The organism is Pseudomonas marincola (assembly GCF_900682675.2).
Lineage (GTDB): Bacteria > Pseudomonadota > Gammaproteobacteria > Pseudomonadales > Pseudomonadaceae > Aquipseudomonas > Aquipseudomonas marincola.
Genome location: NZ_LR215729.2, coordinates 4,489,469 through 4,504,935, shown reverse-complemented (window position 1 = coordinate 4,504,935; position 15,467 = coordinate 4,489,469). Strand labels below are relative to the sequence as shown.

Sequence of the window (15,467 nt, the reverse complement as noted above, 5' to 3'; positions counted from 1 at the left end):
TGGCTTTACCAGCCTTCCGAGCCGGGTTCGCCTTTGAATGGGCCGACAATCGCGTCGGTTACCCAGCCGCCGTAATAGTTGCCGGGCTGCGGTCTGGCCAGTTCCTGATTAACCCAGCACTCACTCATCTGGGCCGGATGGAAGGCAATGTAGCCGCTGATTACGGCAAACTCGCCCCACGCCTGTGGATAAGTCCATGCAGCATCTGCGGCGGTGTGGTCATTCACATTGACGTTGAAATAGGCGCTGGTGCCTTTCCATTCGCACAAGGTTTGCCGGTCGCTGGGCTCAAGGCATTCCATGTTTATGTCGGATTGCGGGATGTAATACACCGGTGCGCCGGATGTCTCGATCACCCGATAGGCGTTCTGGCTGGATGCCAGAGTAAGGCCGTGAAAAACCACGGTAATCGTGGCGCTCACGGGTTCGACCCTGGGTGGCCGCGGGTAATCCCAGACCGACTCTTGCCCCGGCCCCGCAAGCACAATGTGCTCTGGGCGCAGGCGCTCTACAGTGCGCCATTTGAGCACTTCGGCGTGCAATTCTGGCGGTACGTCCGTGAGGTCGCTTGGAGTGTTATCTACAGTGCTCATGACAAGTTCTCCGCAGGCAATAGGCATTCAGCCGATGCGTGTGTGTTGTAATCAACCTTGTGGGTGATCGCGGTACTGCAGCGCTTCTGCAAGCTGTTGGCGATTGATGTCCGGTGCGGACTCCAGGTCTGCCAGCGTACGTGCAACCTTCAGTACGCGATGAGCGGCGCGCAGCGACAAGGCCAAACGCTCGCAGGCGTTTTCCAGCCAGGTCTGATCCGCTGTGCTCAATGCGCAGTGTTGGCGTAAACCGGCAAGGTCGAGAAAAGCATTGGCGCAGCCCTGACGCTGCAATTGTAGCTGGCGTGCTCTGGCCACCTGAAGGGCGCAGGTGGCAGTGTCGGGGCCGTTATGACTGTGGCTGTCGGTTGCGACATGCAGCGCCGTCGCTTCGCGGGCGACGGTTATGTGCAAGTCGATGCGGTCGAGCAGCGGCCCGGATAACTTGCTGCGGTAGCGCTGGATCTGTTCCTGGCTGCAACGGCAGCGTCCGCTGGGGTCGCCGAGAAAGCCACACGGGCAGGGGTTCATCGCGGCCACCAACTGAAAACGCGCCGGAAAACGTACTTTATCGCGGGCTCTGGCGATGACGATCTGACCGCTTTCCAGCGGCTCTCTCAAGACCTCAAGCACCTTGCGGTCAAACTCGGGCAACTCATCAAGAAACAGCACACCTTGATGGGCCAGCGTTATTTCGCCTGGCTGCGGACGACTGCCGCCGCCGACCAGTGCGGGCGCCGAGGCGCTGTGATGAGGGTTGCGAAAGGGTCGCTGCGGCCACGCTTCGAGCGGGTTATGGCTGGCGACTGACTGGATAGCTGCAACTTCCAGCGCTTCCTGCTCATCCAGCGGCGGCAGCAGGCCGGGAAGGCGGCTGGCCAGCAGGGTTTTGCCAGTGCCGGGCGGACCGCTGAGCAGTAAGTTGTGCGATCCGGCGGCGGCCACCAGCAGGGCGCGTTTGGCGGCTGTCTGGCCCTGTACTTCGGCAAGGTCAGGATAGGGACGCGTCTGGCGTAGCAAACCCTGAGACACAAACGGCTCGATAGGCGATGAACCATTAAAGTGCGCGGCCAACTCCAGCAGGTGGTCGGCGGCTATCACGATCAGTCCCGTGGCCAGGCTGGCTTCTTCGGCATTAGCTTTCGGCACCACTAAGGTGCGTGCGCAACTTCGCGCTGCCAGTGCGGCGGGCAACACACCCTGAACCGGGCGGATTGCCCCGGATAATGCCAGCTCGCCCAGGCATTCGACCTGCGCCAGCGCTTCTGGCGGTATCTGCGAGCTGGCCGCCAGAATCCCCAGGGCGATGGCCAGATCGAAGCGTCCGCCATCTTTGGGCAGGTCGGCGGGAGCCAGATTGAGGGTGATGCGCCGGGAGGGAAAGTCGAATTCGCAGTTGAGAATGGCGCTGCGCACGCGGTCTTTGCTTTCCTTGACCGCTGTTTCCGGCAGGCCGACCAACGCCAGAGAAGGAAGGCCGTTGGCCAAATGCGCCTCGACGGTAACCGGCGGCGCTTCCACGCCAACTTGGGCGCGACTGTGGACGATGGCCAGGGACATTGATCACTCCTTGATCAGCTGTCGCCCCGCGAGTGAGGTTTACTCGGCGGGTGGTGGTGGCGTCTGTTCGGCGTCTGCTTCCATGGCCGCGACCTTGGCTTCAAGGGCTTCAAGGCGGGCGCGGGTGCGGGCCAGCACAACCATCTGGCTGTCGAATTCTTCGCGGCTGACCAGGTCGAGTTTGCTGAATGCACTTTGCAGCATCATCTTGAACTGCTGTTCGAATTCGTTACGTGGCAAGGGTGTATCACCACTGAACAGGCGGGATGCGTGGGTGCTGAGAGCATCAAGCAGGGCTTTTGGCGGCAACATAGGTGTTTATCCAGATACGTTTGGCGCCAGTGTATCACGCGTTTTCTGCCGCAGAAGGCAGCGCTCCGGCGCGCCCGATTATCGAGCGTAGCGGCTTGGCGCTGTGCACCGATGTTGTGCGTATACCGTTGGTCAAACCCGTCTGAAAACCAGTGTTTTAGGGCTAACTGCATGAAAAATTGAGCTTTTCACGACTTTGGCAAGGAATCTGCTTAGTCCTTGATGACGGATGCACCGATGCAGTTCCGGTGCGTCAGGCGAAGCGGGGAAGTGTTTCGCTGGTAGCGGTTGGTTGAGAACAGGTTGTCCTGCAGCTATTTCGGCTTTCAAGGCAACCGGTGCATTACAAAAGCCAGACACTGCGCTTAGACTTGAGCCGGGTTCGAAATTCCTGGGGCAAGTCCACCTTACACGGGAGAGAGTTACATGAAGCTAGTCACTGCCATCATCAAGCCGTTCAAGCTGGACGACGTCCGCGAATCACTGTCGGAGATCGGCGTGCAGGGCATCACTGTCACTGAAGTCAAAGGCTTCGGTCGTCAGAAAGGCCATACCGAACTGTACCGCGGCGCCGAATACGTGGTCGATTTCCTACCAAAAGTAAAAATCGACGTAGCCATCGCTGACGATCAACTCGATCGCGTCATCGAGGCCATTACCAAAGCAGCCAACACCGGCAAGATCGGTGACGGCAAAATTTTCGTAGTTAACCTGGAACAGGCGATCCGCATCCGTACCGGCGAAACCGATACAGACGCGATTTAAGCCCCGAACCGAACCCCACGCCCCAGGAGTTAAACCATGACTCTGCGTAAATTCGCAGGGCTAGGAGCCCTTTTGTCTCTCGTTCCGGGAATTGCCCTGGCCGATGAGGCAAGTCTGAACGGCGGTGATACAGCTTGGATGCTGGTAGCAACCGTTCTTGTATTGTTCATGACCATCCCTGGTCTGGCACTGTTTTACGCCGGTATGGTGCGTTCCAAGAACGTCCTGTCGGTGCTCATGCAGTGTTTTGCAATCTGCGCTCTTATTAGCGTCCTGTGGGTTGTCTACGGCTATAGCATGGCTTTTGACACCACGGGCATGGAGCAGGGCGTCGTCAACTTCAACTCGTTTGTGGGCGGCCTTTCCAAAGCCTTCCTCAGCGGTTTGACGGTCGACAGCCTGGTCGCCAGCGTTCCGGAAAGCGTGTTCATTACCTTCCAGATGACCTTCGCCATCATCACCCCGGCCCTCATCGTCGGCGCTTTCGCCGAACGCATGAAGTTCTCGGCGATGCTGGTGTTCATGGCGATCTGGTTCACCATCGTCTATCTGCCGATCGCTCACATGGTCTGGAGTGGTGACGGTGGCCTGATGTGGGATTGGGGCGTTCTCGACTTCGCGGGCGGTACGGTCGTGCACATCAACGCGGGTATCGCAGGTTTGGTTGCGTGTCTGGTGCTGGGCAAGCGTAAAGGCTTCCCAACTACTGCCATGCCGCCACATAACCTGGGCTACACCCTGATTGGTGCGAGCATGCTCTGGGTCGGCTGGTTCGGTTTTAACGCGGGTTCCGCTGTTGCAGCTAACGGTACTGCGGGCATGGCCATGCTGGTCACGCAGATTGCCACAGCTGCTGCGGCACTGAGCTGGATGTTCATCGAGTGGATCACTCACCGTAAGCCAAGCGTTCTGGGTATTGCTTCGGGTGCTGTTGCAGGCCTGGTAGCCATTACTCCGGCGTCGGGCACTGCAGGGCCGATGGGGGCTTTGGTGATCGGTTTTGCTGCGGGGACTATCTGCTTCTTCTGCGCCACATCACTCAAACGCAAGCTGGGTTATGACGACTCGCTGGATGTGTTTGGTGTGCACGCAGTGGGCGGCATCGTCGGGGCAATCCTCACGGGGGCATTTGCAGCGCCTTCGCTGGGCGGTTTCGGCACAGTCGAAGACATTCCTGCTCAGCTTTGGGTGCAGTTCGAGGGCGTGGCATTCACCGTTATCTACACCGCCGTGGTGACCTTCGTCATCCTCAAGGTGCTGGACATGGTGATGGGTCTGCGCGTCAGCGAGGAAGAAGAGACCATCGGTCTCGATCTCGCCCTGCACAACGAGCGCGGTTACAACCTTTAAACACTGAGGGCGCCCGGAGCCAACCCGGGCGCTTCAAGCGAATAGCGCTAACAATAAAAGCGCATCGGAGCGAGGTGGCACATGGACAACACAGCATTGACTGCATTGACGTATGGCTTTGATACATTCTACTTCTTGATTTGCGGCGCACTGGTTATGTGGATGGCAGCGGGTTTTGCCATGCTCGAATCCGGCCTGGTACGCGCCAAGAACACCACTGAAATCCTCACCAAAAACATCGCGCTTTATGCGGTAGCGAGTGTGATGTATCTGGTGATTGGTTATCACATCATGTATTCGAGCCCTGAAGGCGGCATTCTGCCAAGCCTGGGTTTCCTGATTGGTGATGAGCACACCGTCGAAGCCGTTCTGGCGGGTGGCGATGATGCCCCTTACTACTCGCTGCGTTCCGACTTCTTCTTCCAGGTTGTGTTTGCTGCAACCTGCATGTCGATCGTTTCGGGTGCAGTTGCCGAGCGTATGAAGCTCTGGGCATTCCTGACCTTCGCGGTGGTGATGACTGGTTTCATCTACCCGGTTCAGGGTTTCTGGAAATGGGGCGCAGGCTTCCTTAACAGCGCTGGTTTCCTCGACTTCGCAGGTTCGGGTGTTGTGCACATGGCGGGCGCTGCTGCTGCTCTGGCCGGTGTACTGCTGCTGGGCGCACGTAAAGGCAAATACGGCCCTAACGGCCAGGTCAATGCGATTCCGGGCTGCAACCTGCCGATGGCGACACTGGGCGCATTCATCCTGTGGATGGGCTGGTTCGGCTTCAACGGTGGCTCACAGCTGAAAATGAGCACCATCGAAGACGCTAACGCAGTGGCTCAGGTGTTCGTTAACACCAACATGGCGGCTGCTGGCGGCCTGATCGTGGCGCTGATCGTCGCGCGCATTCTGTTCGGCAAGGCCGACCTGACCATGGCACTCAACGGTGCACTGGCTGGCCTGGTGGCAATCACTGCTGAGCCGCTGACCCCGTCTGCCCTGCAAGCCACTCTGATTGGTGGTGTGGGCGGCATTCTGGTGGTGTTCTCGATTCTTGCTCTGGACAAGCTCAAGCTCGATGACCCGGTGGGTGCGATCTCGGTACACGGTGTTTGCGGTATCTGGGGCCTGTTGGCAGTTTGCCTGACCAACCCGGACGCAACCATTGGCGCTCAGCTGCTGGGTATCGCTTCGATCTTCGCCTGGGTGTTTGTAGCCAGCCTCGTGGTGTGGTCGATCATCAAAGCGGTGATTGGTCTGCGCGTCAGCGAAGAAGAAGAGTACGAAGGTGTCGACATTGCAGAATGCGGCATGGAAGCTTATCCGGAGTTCACCAAGTCCTGATTAGCCAAAAGTTTTAACGAGGGCGCCTCTGGCGCCCTTTGTTTTTTCTGCGGGCACGCTAGAATGCGCGCCGTAGATCCGGGATTGCCATGCAGCCGGATCTGCGTCCGAGCTGACGTCGAAGACTTTGTGCGTCTATGTCATGCAAGGGCATCTGAATTTTTACTGGCGGTGCTTTTAAAACGGCTGCGCTGGGCTATAACTATTCTGCTTTCGCAAGTCATGAGGTTGAACATGAGCGACGAAGATCTGGAACAAGACGATATGGACAGCGTTGAAGAGGACGATAGCGAGGAGCTGGCAACAGCCGACGATATCGATTCTTCTGACGATGATGATGACGGTGAAGTCGTAACCACCAGCAAGAGCAAGACCAAAGCCAAGGCTGCTGTGGATCCGGATGACCTGCCAAGCGTAGAAGCGAAGCAGAAAGAACGTGATGCACTGGCGCAGGCAATGGAAGAGTTTCTGGCGCGTGGTGGCAAGGTGCAGGAAGTCGAACCCAACGTGGTTTCCGATCCGCCCAAAAAGCCCGACAGCAAGTACGGCAGCCGTCCTATCTGATCAGATCCGGGTTGCTGAAAAGTACCCGCCCGCAAGCGACGTCCGCGGACTTTTCAGCAGTGCCCGGCATAGTGCCGCGCCACGCTCAGGTGCTTTTGCCTGCAGAGCAGTGTCGCGGCCTTATGCTATTCCCAGCTATCCAATAGCGCTGGCAGCTCTGCCAGACTATGCACTTCACCGTCTGCGGCTGTTTCGCCCTCCCAGATTCGCCCTTGCGGGTTGAACCAGATCGCCCGCAGGCCAGCGGCCTTGGCGCCGCCGATATCATCGCTTTGATGATCGCCGATATGCACCGCATGCTCAGGCGCAACTCCGGCCAGGCGTAACGCCTCTTCAAACGGCTTGGGGTCGGGTTTGCCCACGCCAAGATCTTCCGCGCACAGGGCAAACTGGAAATAGTCGGCCAGCCCCAGCCGGCGCACATCCGCGTTGCCGTTGGTGATCACGCCGAGCTTGTAACGACTCGCCAGCGCTTCCAGCGTTGGATGCACCTCGGCGAACAACTCGACCTGATGACGCGCCGCCAGAAACACCTGAAAACCGGTTTCAGCCAGGGCCTTAGCCTCGCTTGCAGGGTAGCCAGCACCGCACAGCGCATTCAGCAGAATTCGCCGACGCAGCTCGCTGAGCCGATGCTTCAGGCCAGGCTCTGCTTCCAGCAGGCGATTGCGGATGGCCCACAAGTGCTCGACCGGCACCGCGCCAAGTTTCGGCGCATACATCACCAGCCAGTTACGCAGCGCCGTTTCGGCGTCCTGCATCACCGGAGTAACGTCCCACAGCGTGTCGTCGAGGTCGAAGGTGATTAGCTTGATGGTCATTCAGAGGTGCCTTTACGTTTTGCTCGCGGATGGGCTTGGTCGTAGACCGTGGCCAAATGCTGAAAGTCGAGATGGGTGTAGATCTGGGTCGTGGCGATATCAGCATGGCCCAGTAACTCCTGAACCGCGCGCAGATCTTGCGACGACTCGAGAATATGACTGGCAAAGGAGTGACGCAGCATATGCGGATGAACATGCTGGCCCAGCTCGCGCACGCCGGCTTCACGGACCCGCAATTGCACCGCGCGTGCGCCAATGCGTTTGCCTTTCTGGCTGACAAACACTGCGCCGTCCGCAGGATTGCTCAGTACGCGCACGGCCAGCCAGTTTTCCAGCGCTTTGCGGGCCATGCGCCCAACCGGCAGTTCACGGGTTTTGTTGCCTTTACCAATCACGCGCACCAGACCGGCTGGCAGATCGAGGCCGTCGAGATTAAGGCTGACCAACTCGGAGAGGCGCAAACCAGATGAATAGAACAGCTCAAGCATGGCCTGGTCGCGCAGGGCGATGAAGTCGTCCTCCACAGCGCCGTCGAGCAATTGCGAGGTGCGATCGGCGTCCAGCGTCTTCGGCAGCCGGCGTTCGCCCTTGGGCGGCATCAGGCCGTTAGCCGGGTCGTGCTGGCAGTAACCCAGACGATTGAGGTATTTGTACAAACCGCGTGTGGCCGAGAGCAGGCGCGCAAGACTGCGGCCCGATTGACCTTGTCTGTGCAGATGGGCGATCAGGCGCCGCAGGCGGGCAATGTCGAGGCCGTTCCAGTCGCTGATCGCTTCGCGCTCGGCAAACTCACGCAGCTTGATCAGGTCGCGGCGGTAACCATCCAGCGTGTGGCTGGAAACCTGGCGCTCACTGCGCAAGTGCTCAAGGTAGGCGTCCAGCTGGGTTTGCATGATGGCTCCCGGAGGGCGTCGATTGCTGGCGTGGCCTCTTAACGCACGGAGCGCAGCGGCGTGGCCAGGCGCGGTAAAACCCGTGCCAGCACCTCGGCGATATAACTCAGAAACAGCGTGCCGACCGAACTCTTGTAGTGCTGTGGATCAGCGCTGCCAATTGCCAAGACGCCATGCTGGCCCTGATGGGAAATGGTCGCGACGGCGGCAGAGCCGACATCGGTCGCAGCGGTTTTACCAAACAGAAATGCCAGCTCGTGTTCGCGCAGGGCGCCAGAGATGGTTTTGCCGCTGGTCATCAGGCCGCCAATGGCTTGCTGGGCTTCGCTGATAGCCATCGAACGCCCGACCGGCAGGGTTGTTTCGCTGAACAGGATAAGGCTGACGAAGGGCACCTGAAACTCGTTGCGCAGGCTGTCTTCAACCGCGATGACCACTTCCTCAAGGCTGGCAGCATCGAGAATATCGAGGGTCAGGCGACGGGTTTTCTCGAACAGACGATCATTGTCGCGCGCCACGTCCATCAGCTGAGACAGGCGATGACGCATCTCGATGTTGCGCTCGCGGAGCAGTTTCACCTGCCGTTCAACCAGTGAAATAGTGTCGCCGCGCTGGTGCGGAATGCGCAGCTCGGGGATCAGCTCATCGTGGTCGATGAAGAACTCCGGGTGCAGGCGCAGGTAAGCGGCTACTGTTTCCGAGTCGAGTGGCTTGGGTGAATCCTGCTGGTCTGTCATAAGCGAACCTGTCCTTCGTAGACGCGTACAGCCGGGCCGGTCATCATGACCGATTGGCCGGGGCCTGCCCATTCGATTGTGAGTTTGCCGCCTGGCAATTCCAGTTGCACGGGTGAGTCCATCCAGCCCTGACTGATCGCCGCGACTGCTGCCGCGCACGCGCCAGTGCCGCACGCCTGGGTTTCCCCGGCGCCACGTTCCCACACGCGCAACTTGCCAAACTGGCGGTCAATCACCTGCAAAAAGCCGACATTGACTCGCTGCGGGAAGCGCGGGTGATGTTCAATTTTCGGGCCGAGGCTGTGCACCGGCGCGTTGCCGACGTTATCCACGCGCAACACCGCATGCGGATTGCCCATCGACACGGCCGCCAACTCGACGTTCTGCTCGTCAACCTGCACCTGATAACTCAGCGCCTGCGCCTCGGCCTGGAACGGGATCTGCTCCGGGATCAGGCGCGGCGGGCCCATGTCGACCGTGATCTGGCCGTCATTGCGCACGTTAAGCTCGATGATGCCGCCTTTGGTTTCAACCCGGATGGTGCGCTTGGTGGTCAGGCGCTTGTCCAGTACAAAGCGGGCGAAACAGCGCGCACCGTTGCCGCACTGTTCGACTTCAGTGCCGTCGGAGTTGAAAATCCGGTAGCGGAAGTCGACATCGGGGTTGCTCGGCGGCTCCACGATCAACAGCTGATCGAAGCCGACGCCCGTGTAGCGGTCGCCCCACTGCTTGGCATTCTTGGGTTGGATATGCGCGTGTTGGCTGACCAGGTCGAGGACCATGAAGTCATTGCCCAGCCCGTGCATTTTGGTAAAGCGCAGAAGCATCGCGGTTACTCCGGCAGCCGGCTTTCGCCCGCATAGAGTTCGCTGTAAGTCTCGCGGCTGCGTACTTCCGTGGCGCGATTGTGGTCCACCATCACTTCGGCCGCACGGCCGCGCGTGTTGTAGTTGGAACTCATCACAAAACCGTAGGCACCGGCCGAGCAAACAGCCAGCAGATCACCTTCGGCCAACGCCAGCTCGCGGTCTTTGGCGAGGAAGTCGCCAGTCTCGCAAATCGGCCCGACAATGTCGTACTGCTGGGCTGCCGCGTCACGTGGCTTGATGGCTTTCACATCCATCCAGGCCTGATACAGCGCCGGACGAATCAGGTCGTTCATGGCCGCATCGACGATGGCGAAATTCTTGTGTTCGGTGTGCTTGAGGTATTCAACCTGCGTCAGCAGAACACCGGCGTTAGCGACAATGGAGCGACCCGGCTCGAACACCAGTGCCACGTCACGGCCTGCCAGACGCTCGCGTACCGCTTTGATGTAGTCACCGGCGAGTGGCGGCTCTTCATCGCGGTACTGCACGCCCAAACCGCCACCCAGATCCAGATGCTTGATCTGGATGCCGTTCTCGGCAAGGCGGTCGACCAGAACCAACAGGCGGTCCAGCGCATCGAGGAACGGCGGCAGCGTGGTCAGCTGCGAGCCGATGTGGCAATCGACGCCGATAATCTGCAGGTTCGAAAGCTCGGCTGCACGGGCATAAACCGCTTCGGCTTCGCTGATGGCGATACCAAACTTGTTCTCTTTGAGACCGGTCGAAATATACGGGTGAGTGCCCGCGTCGACGTCCGGGTTGACCCGCAGCGAAACCGGAGCCTTGACCTTCATCTCGGCCGCTACTTCCTGTAGGCGCTCAAGCTCGTCGCGTGATTCGACGTTGAAGCAATGCACGCCAACACTCAGCGCACGGCGCATGTCGTCGCGGGTTTTACCCACACCGGAAAACACGATCTTGTCCGGCGTGCCGCCAGCGGCCAGTACACGCTCAAGCTCACCGCGCGAGACAATATCGAAACCCGAACCGAGGCGCGCCAGAACATTCAGCACCGCGAGGTTGGAGTTGGCCTTGACCGCAAAACACACCAGATGCGGCATGCCCTGCAACGCGTCGGCGTAGGCGTTGTATTGCGCTTCAATGTGCGCACGCGAGTAAACATACGTCGGCGTACCAAAGCGTTCGGCAATGGCGGACAACGCCACGCCTTCCGCGAACAGTTCACCGTCGCGGTAGTTGAAAACGTTCATATTCCGTCCCTATTCGGTCTGCGCTGCGTCGGCTTGGCTGTCATCCGGCAAATACAGGGGGCCTTTCTGGCCACAGCCTGAGAGCAGGGAAGTGACGGCGACGAGCGCGATAAAGGCGGTAAGCAGTCGCTTCATGGGGAAATCCTTGTAATAAATCACTATTGCGCCCGAGTATACCGACCCCCTGCCAGCTTGCCTATGCGCTGGGGTTTCCGTCTGGCGGGGCTTTGCTGCACGGGTAAATGCTTGGGCCATAGGCGCCGGTGAGCTGGGCGGGCGAGTCACCGTAACCTGTATGGGGCTGTTTAGCTGTGATGGTTTTTTGCACAATAGGCGCAGCCCGCCCGGGCTTTGGCGTCTGAAATGCGCTTTTGCGGCTGGGTGGCGGGATCATCAGGCACAATAAAGCGTGCGCCAAGGGTGCCGCGCAAGCCTTGCTCGGCTATGCTGCGAGCCAATTCAGGTGGTGCTGGCCAATTGTCAGCGTGGCAAATTATCGTTTTTGTAGAACAGAGGTAGTGCGCAATGAGTTTGACCGAAGCCCGCTTTCACGATTTGGTGGATGCCGCACAGCAAGCGGTAGAAGACATTTTCGATGACAGCGATCTGGATATAGATCTGGAAAATTCGGCGGGCGTACTCACTGTACGTTTCGAGAACGGCACACAATTGATCCTCAGCCGTCAGGAAGCGATCCGCCAGTTGTGGGTTGCTGCGCGTTCGGGTGGTTTCCACTTCGATTACGATCAGGACTCCGACCGCTGGATCTGCGACAGCAGCGATGAGCTGTTGGGCGAAATGCTGGTGCGCATTACTCAGGAGCAATCCGGCGCCGATCTGGAGTTCGATGAACTCTGATTCTCCAGCAGGCCTGTTCGTGGCTGCGGCCTAACCTGCGATAGCCTGGGGCAATTATGCCCGATAAGGCAGCGGCATCATGACCGCACGGTCTTGTTTATTTAAATGGCTGTGATACGGTCAGGCTGCGTGTTTATCAAACCCCGTCTCTGAGGCGGGGTTTTGCTTTTTTCAGGATTAAATTTTCGCAAGTCAATCAGGAGAGCTGCCTTCATCATGAGTAACACCACACCGTCGATCACGATTACCCGCCTCGACATGCAGCGCCTTGAGCGACTGCTCGACAGCCTTGAAGATTTTGGTCCGGGCGCAGAAGCCCTGCAGGATGAACTGGACCGCGCCGAAGTCGTGGGTCCGGATGAAGTGCCAGCGGGTGTGGTCACCATGAACTCGCGCGTGCATTGCCGCGAAGAAGTCAGCGGCAAGGACTATCACCTCACGCTGGTTTATCCACAGGATGCGGGCGGCGAAGGCAAGGTTTCTATTCTTGCTCCGGTGGGCAGCGCCTTGCTGGGCCTCACTGTGGGCCAGCAGATTGACTGGACTTCGCCGACAGGCAAAGTGCTCAAACTGACCCTGCTCGAAGTGGAATATCAGCCAGAAGCAGCGGGCGATATCGGCGTCTGAGTCCTTCGCTAACGGGGCTGGGTGTTGAGCTTGGGGCTGCTTAGCGCCTTGTTCAGCGCCAATTCCAGTGTGGTCTTGTAACGCAGCGCCTGCACCGTCTGCATCGGTTTTTGCTGGTCTACAGCCGTGTAGTCGATATCGCTGATGTAGCACGGATAGTTTTCGTCAGCTTTGCGTTGCGCGAGTATCTCGCGGGCCACGGCGACGAATAGTCCTTCGGCATATTCCAGCGCCGAGAATTCGCGGTGATTGCAATACAGCGTCACCTGCAAACGCTTGCCAGCGCCTGGCTCGATAATCGCCTGAATATCGTAAAACGGATCGCTCACCGTCGAGCGTTGCAGCTCGATGCGCTGAACGCCTGTGACCATGCCATTGCTGTTGCAGAGCAATTGGTAATACACCACCTCAAGTTCATCCGGCGACGTTGACGGGTCGAGCTGGCCGCGCGCGCTGCGCCGGAACAGCAGCGATTGCAGCAGACGATCCAGCGGGATCAACATGTGTTGCTCGCTTTGCAGCGGGCAGCGTTGGCGCCACAAGGCATTGTGCTCGTCGAGCACGCTGATCTCGGCTTCCTGAGTTTGCGCAAACAGGCGGTAGAACACCTGAATACAATCAGTGCGGGCACTGCCGAGAATCAGTCTGAGATCGTCGCGGGGCAGGGCATTGCTGTCCAGCCGCAAATCGACGAATTGGCTTTGCGGCTGGCCAAGATAATCCACCAGTGCCGCGCGGTTTTTCAGCGCTATATGGCGCACTTGCCTGGGGACCAACTCCAGTACGTGATACTGATGCTGGATCTGCAACAGAAAGCGACTCGGCCTTGCCGCGCGATAGTGTTTCTGGCTTTCGATGAACAGGCTTTCAACGCGTTTGGTAATGGTGTTGGCACGGTTGCGGCAGAAGCATTTCACGCTCAGCGCAGGCAGCTCTGCATTCACCGGCAGCGTATCCAGGTGATCGCGCAAACAGTCGAGCAGTGCATTGGGCCCCTGATAATGTTTGACCTGCACCTCGTTCCAGCTGTTGAGCGTGACGCGGTCTATGCACTGCACCAGATTGTCCTGCGCGCCCGAGTAATTCAGTGCATCGGTCTGGTCGGTGGCTAGATGGACATTCAATTGGCTGTGCTGTTTCAGCGGGTCGATGCCGACATTCACCAGTAATAAAACTGAGCGCGGGATGCTGCTGCGCAGGAGTTCGGCTTCCGTGGCGGTGGCCAGCGGCAGTTTGATGGTCTGTTGCAGGCTGTCGAGCAGATTGGCCAGCTCGAACTCGCTCAGGTCGCTGCTGCCCGGATGCAGCGACAAGTGCGTGCCGCTGTCGATCACCCCGTTACGATGGCACCAGGTAAGTAGCGCGATCAGGTTGCTGGTGCGTTTTAACGGCGCAAAATTGCTGATCTCGCTGGTCACCAGATTGCCGCTGTAAAGTGCCCATTGCGTGGGCTCTGCAGTGTCTGGCTGGGTATGCTGAACCAGCGTCAGTGCATCCTCGCCCAAGTCGGGTGCTATCCCCGGATTGAAGAATTCGATCTTGCCCGGACGCCGTTCAAAGGCGGCATACAAACGCCTGCCGAGTAGCGCCAAGTCGCGCTTGCTGGTCGAGGTGCTGATTTTCAGGTCGGCGGCGAATTTCTGCAGGAAGCGATAGCTGTAGGTCAGCTCGTTGATCAGCATGCGGCGCTCGTTACTGACCTGACGAAGTTTCCACTGGCTGCGGCTGTCGAGCAGGCGCAACTGGCGCTCATCCCACTGCCATTCCCGGCACAGCTTTTCGAGAAGCACGCGTTGCCAGCTTTTCTGGCGGTTGCGCGGCGGCCGGCTGAGCATGCGATTAACTTTTAGGTACAGGCAGCGGCGCACCATCTCCAGCCGTTCGCTGCTCTGGCTGGTGCTCAAATATTCTTCCAGCCGGCGATACACCACCAGATATGGATCGAGTTCATTGAGGTCGAGTTGGTTGGCGTACACCGCGCGCTTGAAGCGCAAGGCCAGGCACTCGACCTGCGGGTGCTCGCTGGCGTAGACCTCGGTGAGCAGCAGTTTTAACGCGGACTTGTAAGGCGACTCGATACCCTTGAACAACTGCCACATGCCGGCACCGACGAACTCATTCGGCGGGATGTGCGCCAGATGGCCAAAGTCGATGACCTCATCAGCGGCAACGAAGCGCTTGCTCAGCAGTTGATGGGTGTAGTCGTCATAACGGTGCTCTTCAAACGCTGGCACCAGCCACCAAAGCGGTGTGCGGCCGGCGAGCCAGATTGCCGTGCGATAAAACTCGTCGAGCAGCAGGTAATGCTGGGTCGTGCCACAGTCATCCGAGGTCAGGCGGGCATCGCGCTCGGCTTGCCGGAAACGCTGCGGGTCGACCAGAAACACATGCAGTTGCGCGCCCATGCTGATCGCCCACTGTTCGAGCAGCCGGGCTTTATTGCGCAGCTCTGCCAGCCCTTGTTCATCAATGTCCGGGGCATGGCACAGCCATACATCCATGTCGCTCTGTTCCGCTTGCGCCAGCGTGCCGAGACTGCCCATCAAAAACAGCCCGTGCAGCGCTCTGGGCGCCATTCTTGGCAGCGGTTTGTAGGTGAACGAGCGTGTTAAGCGCTGCGCCTCGGCCAGTGCCTCGTTGTCTGGCTGATAGGCGCTGAGCCCGGCAGGCGTTAGTCCGCTTACATAACCGGGCAGCAAAGGATGGTTTACATCAAACAGCAGCGGCAGCAGCTTTATCACGGCCCGCTGCCTTGCCGAGAGTGGTTGCAGGGCGCGCAGCAGGCGACCTTGATTAATGCTCATGAATCGCGCGCGCAACTGGCTCAGGACTTTACGGTCGATACCGTCGTCTAGGTCTGGGCGGAGTTCTTGGTTGCGCGTCATGTTCAGGCTCGACTGCAGATGCCTGTAAGGCTCTTCGGGCGGAATAGGTCTAGACGCTATATCGCCCAGCCGCCGGATTTCTTAAGGCAA

At 58.9% G+C, this 15,467-nt stretch carries 16 protein-coding genes; 6 read left to right on the top strand and 10 right to left on the bottom strand.

Features of this window, described 5'->3' with window-relative positions:
* Window positions 1-5 precede the first annotated feature (5 nt).
* From PMYSY11_RS20620 to PMYSY11_RS20610, 3 genes are read right to left on the bottom strand one after another with little or no spacing between them, the layout of a single operon-like run.
* Complete coding sequence (locus PMYSY11_RS20620) at window positions 6-593, bottom strand: DUF427 domain-containing protein (protein WP_150547889.1); 588 nt, start codon at window positions 591-593, stop codon at window positions 6-8.
* A 51-nt stretch (window positions 594-644) separates the two neighbouring features.
* Window positions 645-2,153, bottom strand: a complete 1,509-nt coding sequence (locus PMYSY11_RS20615) for a YifB family Mg chelatase-like AAA ATPase (protein WP_150547888.1) — start codon at window positions 2,151-2,153, stop codon at window positions 645-647.
* 39 nt (window positions 2,154-2,192) lie between these two features.
* Complete coding sequence (locus tag PMYSY11_RS20610) at window positions 2,193-2,465, bottom strand: accessory factor UbiK family protein (RefSeq protein WP_069898497.1); 273 nt, start codon at window positions 2,463-2,465, stop codon at window positions 2,193-2,195.
* A gap of 426 nt (window positions 2,466-2,891) precedes the next feature.
* Between PMYSY11_RS20610 and glnK the strand changes: the two genes are divergently transcribed.
* From glnK to sutA, 4 genes are all read left to right on the top strand, one after another.
* Window positions 2,892-3,230: a P-II family nitrogen regulator gene (glnK, locus tag PMYSY11_RS20605; RefSeq protein ID WP_003096476.1), complete on the top strand. Its 339-nt coding sequence runs from the start codon at window positions 2,892-2,894 to the stop codon at window positions 3,228-3,230.
* A gap of 36 nt (window positions 3,231-3,266) precedes the next feature.
* On the top strand, window positions 3,267-4,580 hold the full coding sequence (locus tag PMYSY11_RS20600) for an ammonium transporter (protein ID WP_069898496.1): 1,314 nt from the start codon (window positions 3,267-3,269) through the stop codon (window positions 4,578-4,580).
* A gap of 81 nt (window positions 4,581-4,661) precedes the next feature.
* The gene (locus tag PMYSY11_RS20595; RefSeq protein ID WP_150547887.1) at window positions 4,662-5,912 is read left to right on the top strand and encodes an ammonium transporter; all 1,251 of its coding nucleotides are present in this window, start codon (window positions 4,662-4,664) and stop codon (window positions 5,910-5,912) included.
* 234 nt (window positions 5,913-6,146) lie between these two features.
* Window positions 6,147-6,476 (top strand): transcriptional regulator SutA, encoded by a 330-nt coding sequence (sutA, locus tag PMYSY11_RS20590; RefSeq protein ID WP_090509995.1) that lies wholly within the window; start codon window positions 6,147-6,149, stop codon window positions 6,474-6,476.
* A gap of 125 nt (window positions 6,477-6,601) precedes the next feature.
* Here sutA and PMYSY11_RS20585 read toward each other — a convergent pair whose 3' ends face one another.
* The 6 genes from PMYSY11_RS20585 to lptM are packed head-to-tail and all read right to left on the bottom strand — an operon-like array spanning window position 6,602 to window position 11,142.
* Entirely contained in the window at window positions 6,602-7,297 is a 696-nt protein-coding gene (locus tag PMYSY11_RS20585) for an HAD family hydrolase (protein WP_069898493.1), read from the bottom strand.
* The gene (gene xerC, locus PMYSY11_RS20580; protein WP_150547886.1) at window positions 7,294-8,190 is read right to left on the bottom strand and encodes a tyrosine recombinase XerC; all 897 of its coding nucleotides are present in this window, start codon (window positions 8,188-8,190) and stop codon (window positions 7,294-7,296) included. Before xerC ends, PMYSY11_RS20585 begins: the two co-directional genes overlap by 4 nt.
* A 38-nt stretch (window positions 8,191-8,228) precedes the next feature.
* A complete protein-coding gene (locus tag PMYSY11_RS20575) occupies window positions 8,229-8,927 on the bottom strand; it encodes a DUF484 family protein (RefSeq protein WP_069898491.1) in 699 nt (232 codons plus the stop codon).
* Window positions 8,924-9,754: a diaminopimelate epimerase gene (dapF, locus tag PMYSY11_RS20570; protein WP_150547885.1), complete on the bottom strand. Its 831-nt coding sequence runs from the start codon at window positions 9,752-9,754 to the stop codon at window positions 8,924-8,926. Before dapF ends, PMYSY11_RS20575 begins: the two co-directional genes overlap by 4 nt.
* A 5-nt stretch (window positions 9,755-9,759) precedes the next feature.
* On the bottom strand, window positions 9,760-11,007 hold the full coding sequence (gene lysA, locus PMYSY11_RS20565; RefSeq protein ID WP_150547884.1) for a diaminopimelate decarboxylase: 1,248 nt from the start codon (window positions 11,005-11,007) through the stop codon (window positions 9,760-9,762).
* 9 nt (window positions 11,008-11,016) lie between these two features.
* Window positions 11,017-11,142 carry an LPS translocon maturation chaperone LptM gene (gene lptM / locus PMYSY11_RS20560; RefSeq protein WP_075723223.1) on the bottom strand — a complete coding sequence of 42 codons (126 nt, stop codon included), beginning with the start codon at window positions 11,140-11,142 and terminating at the stop codon, window positions 11,017-11,019.
* A 390-nt stretch (window positions 11,143-11,532) separates the two neighbouring features.
* Between lptM and cyaY the strand changes: the two genes are divergently transcribed.
* Both cyaY and rnk read left to right on the top strand, forming a co-directional pair.
* Window positions 11,533-11,865, top strand: a complete 333-nt coding sequence (gene cyaY, locus PMYSY11_RS20555) for an iron donor protein CyaY (protein WP_069898488.1) — start codon at window positions 11,533-11,535, stop codon at window positions 11,863-11,865.
* A gap of 216 nt (window positions 11,866-12,081) precedes the next feature.
* Window positions 12,082-12,492 carry a nucleoside diphosphate kinase regulator gene (gene rnk, locus PMYSY11_RS20550; protein WP_069898487.1) on the top strand — a complete coding sequence of 137 codons (411 nt, stop codon included), beginning with the start codon at window positions 12,082-12,084 and terminating at the stop codon, window positions 12,490-12,492.
* 8 nt (window positions 12,493-12,500) lie between these two features.
* Here rnk and PMYSY11_RS20545 read toward each other — a convergent pair whose 3' ends face one another.
* The gene (locus PMYSY11_RS20545; RefSeq protein ID WP_150547883.1) at window positions 12,501-15,377 is read right to left on the bottom strand and encodes a class I adenylate cyclase; all 2,877 of its coding nucleotides are present in this window, start codon (window positions 15,375-15,377) and stop codon (window positions 12,501-12,503) included.
* Window positions 15,378-15,467 lie beyond the last annotated feature (90 nt).

Bases quoted from the DNA above. Each gene is read 5' to 3' on its own strand.
- PMYSY11_RS20620 (WP_150547889.1), bottom strand. From the start codon at position 593: ATGAGCACTGTAGATAACACTCCAAGCGACCTCACGGACGTACCGCCA.
- PMYSY11_RS20615 (WP_150547888.1), bottom strand. From the start codon at position 2,153: ATGTCCCTGGCCATCGTCCACAGTCGCGCCCAAGTTGGCGTGGAAGCG.
- PMYSY11_RS20610 (WP_069898497.1), bottom strand. From the start codon at position 2,465: ATGTTGCCGCCAAAAGCCCTGCTTGATGCTCTCAGCACCCACGCATCC.
- glnK (WP_003096476.1), top strand. From the start codon at position 2,892: ATGAAGCTAGTCACTGCCATCATCAAGCCGTTCAAGCTGGACGACGTC.
- PMYSY11_RS20600 (WP_069898496.1), top strand. From the start codon at position 3,267: ATGACTCTGCGTAAATTCGCAGGGCTAGGAGCCCTTTTGTCTCTCGTT.
- PMYSY11_RS20595 (WP_150547887.1), top strand. From the start codon at position 4,662: ATGGACAACACAGCATTGACTGCATTGACGTATGGCTTTGATACATTC.
- sutA (WP_090509995.1), top strand. From the start codon at position 6,147: ATGAGCGACGAAGATCTGGAACAAGACGATATGGACAGCGTTGAAGAG.
- PMYSY11_RS20585 (WP_069898493.1), bottom strand. From the start codon at position 7,297: ATGACCATCAAGCTAATCACCTTCGACCTCGACGACACGCTGTGGGAC.
- xerC (WP_150547886.1), bottom strand. From the start codon at position 8,190: ATGCAAACCCAGCTGGACGCCTACCTTGAGCACTTGCGCAGTGAGCGC.
- PMYSY11_RS20575 (WP_069898491.1), bottom strand. From the start codon at position 8,927: ATGACAGACCAGCAGGATTCACCCAAGCCACTCGACTCGGAAACAGTA.
- dapF (WP_150547885.1), bottom strand. From the start codon at position 9,754: ATGCTTCTGCGCTTTACCAAAATGCACGGGCTGGGCAATGACTTCATG.
- lysA (WP_150547884.1), bottom strand. From the start codon at position 11,007: ATGAACGTTTTCAACTACCGCGACGGTGAACTGTTCGCGGAAGGCGTG.
- lptM (WP_075723223.1), bottom strand. From the start codon at position 11,142: ATGAAGCGACTGCTTACCGCCTTTATCGCGCTCGTCGCCGTCACTTCC.
- cyaY (WP_069898488.1), top strand. From the start codon at position 11,533: ATGAGTTTGACCGAAGCCCGCTTTCACGATTTGGTGGATGCCGCACAG.
- rnk (WP_069898487.1), top strand. From the start codon at position 12,082: ATGAGTAACACCACACCGTCGATCACGATTACCCGCCTCGACATGCAG.
- PMYSY11_RS20545 (WP_150547883.1), bottom strand. From the start codon at position 15,377: ATGACGCGCAACCAAGAACTCCGCCCAGACCTAGACGACGGTATCGAC.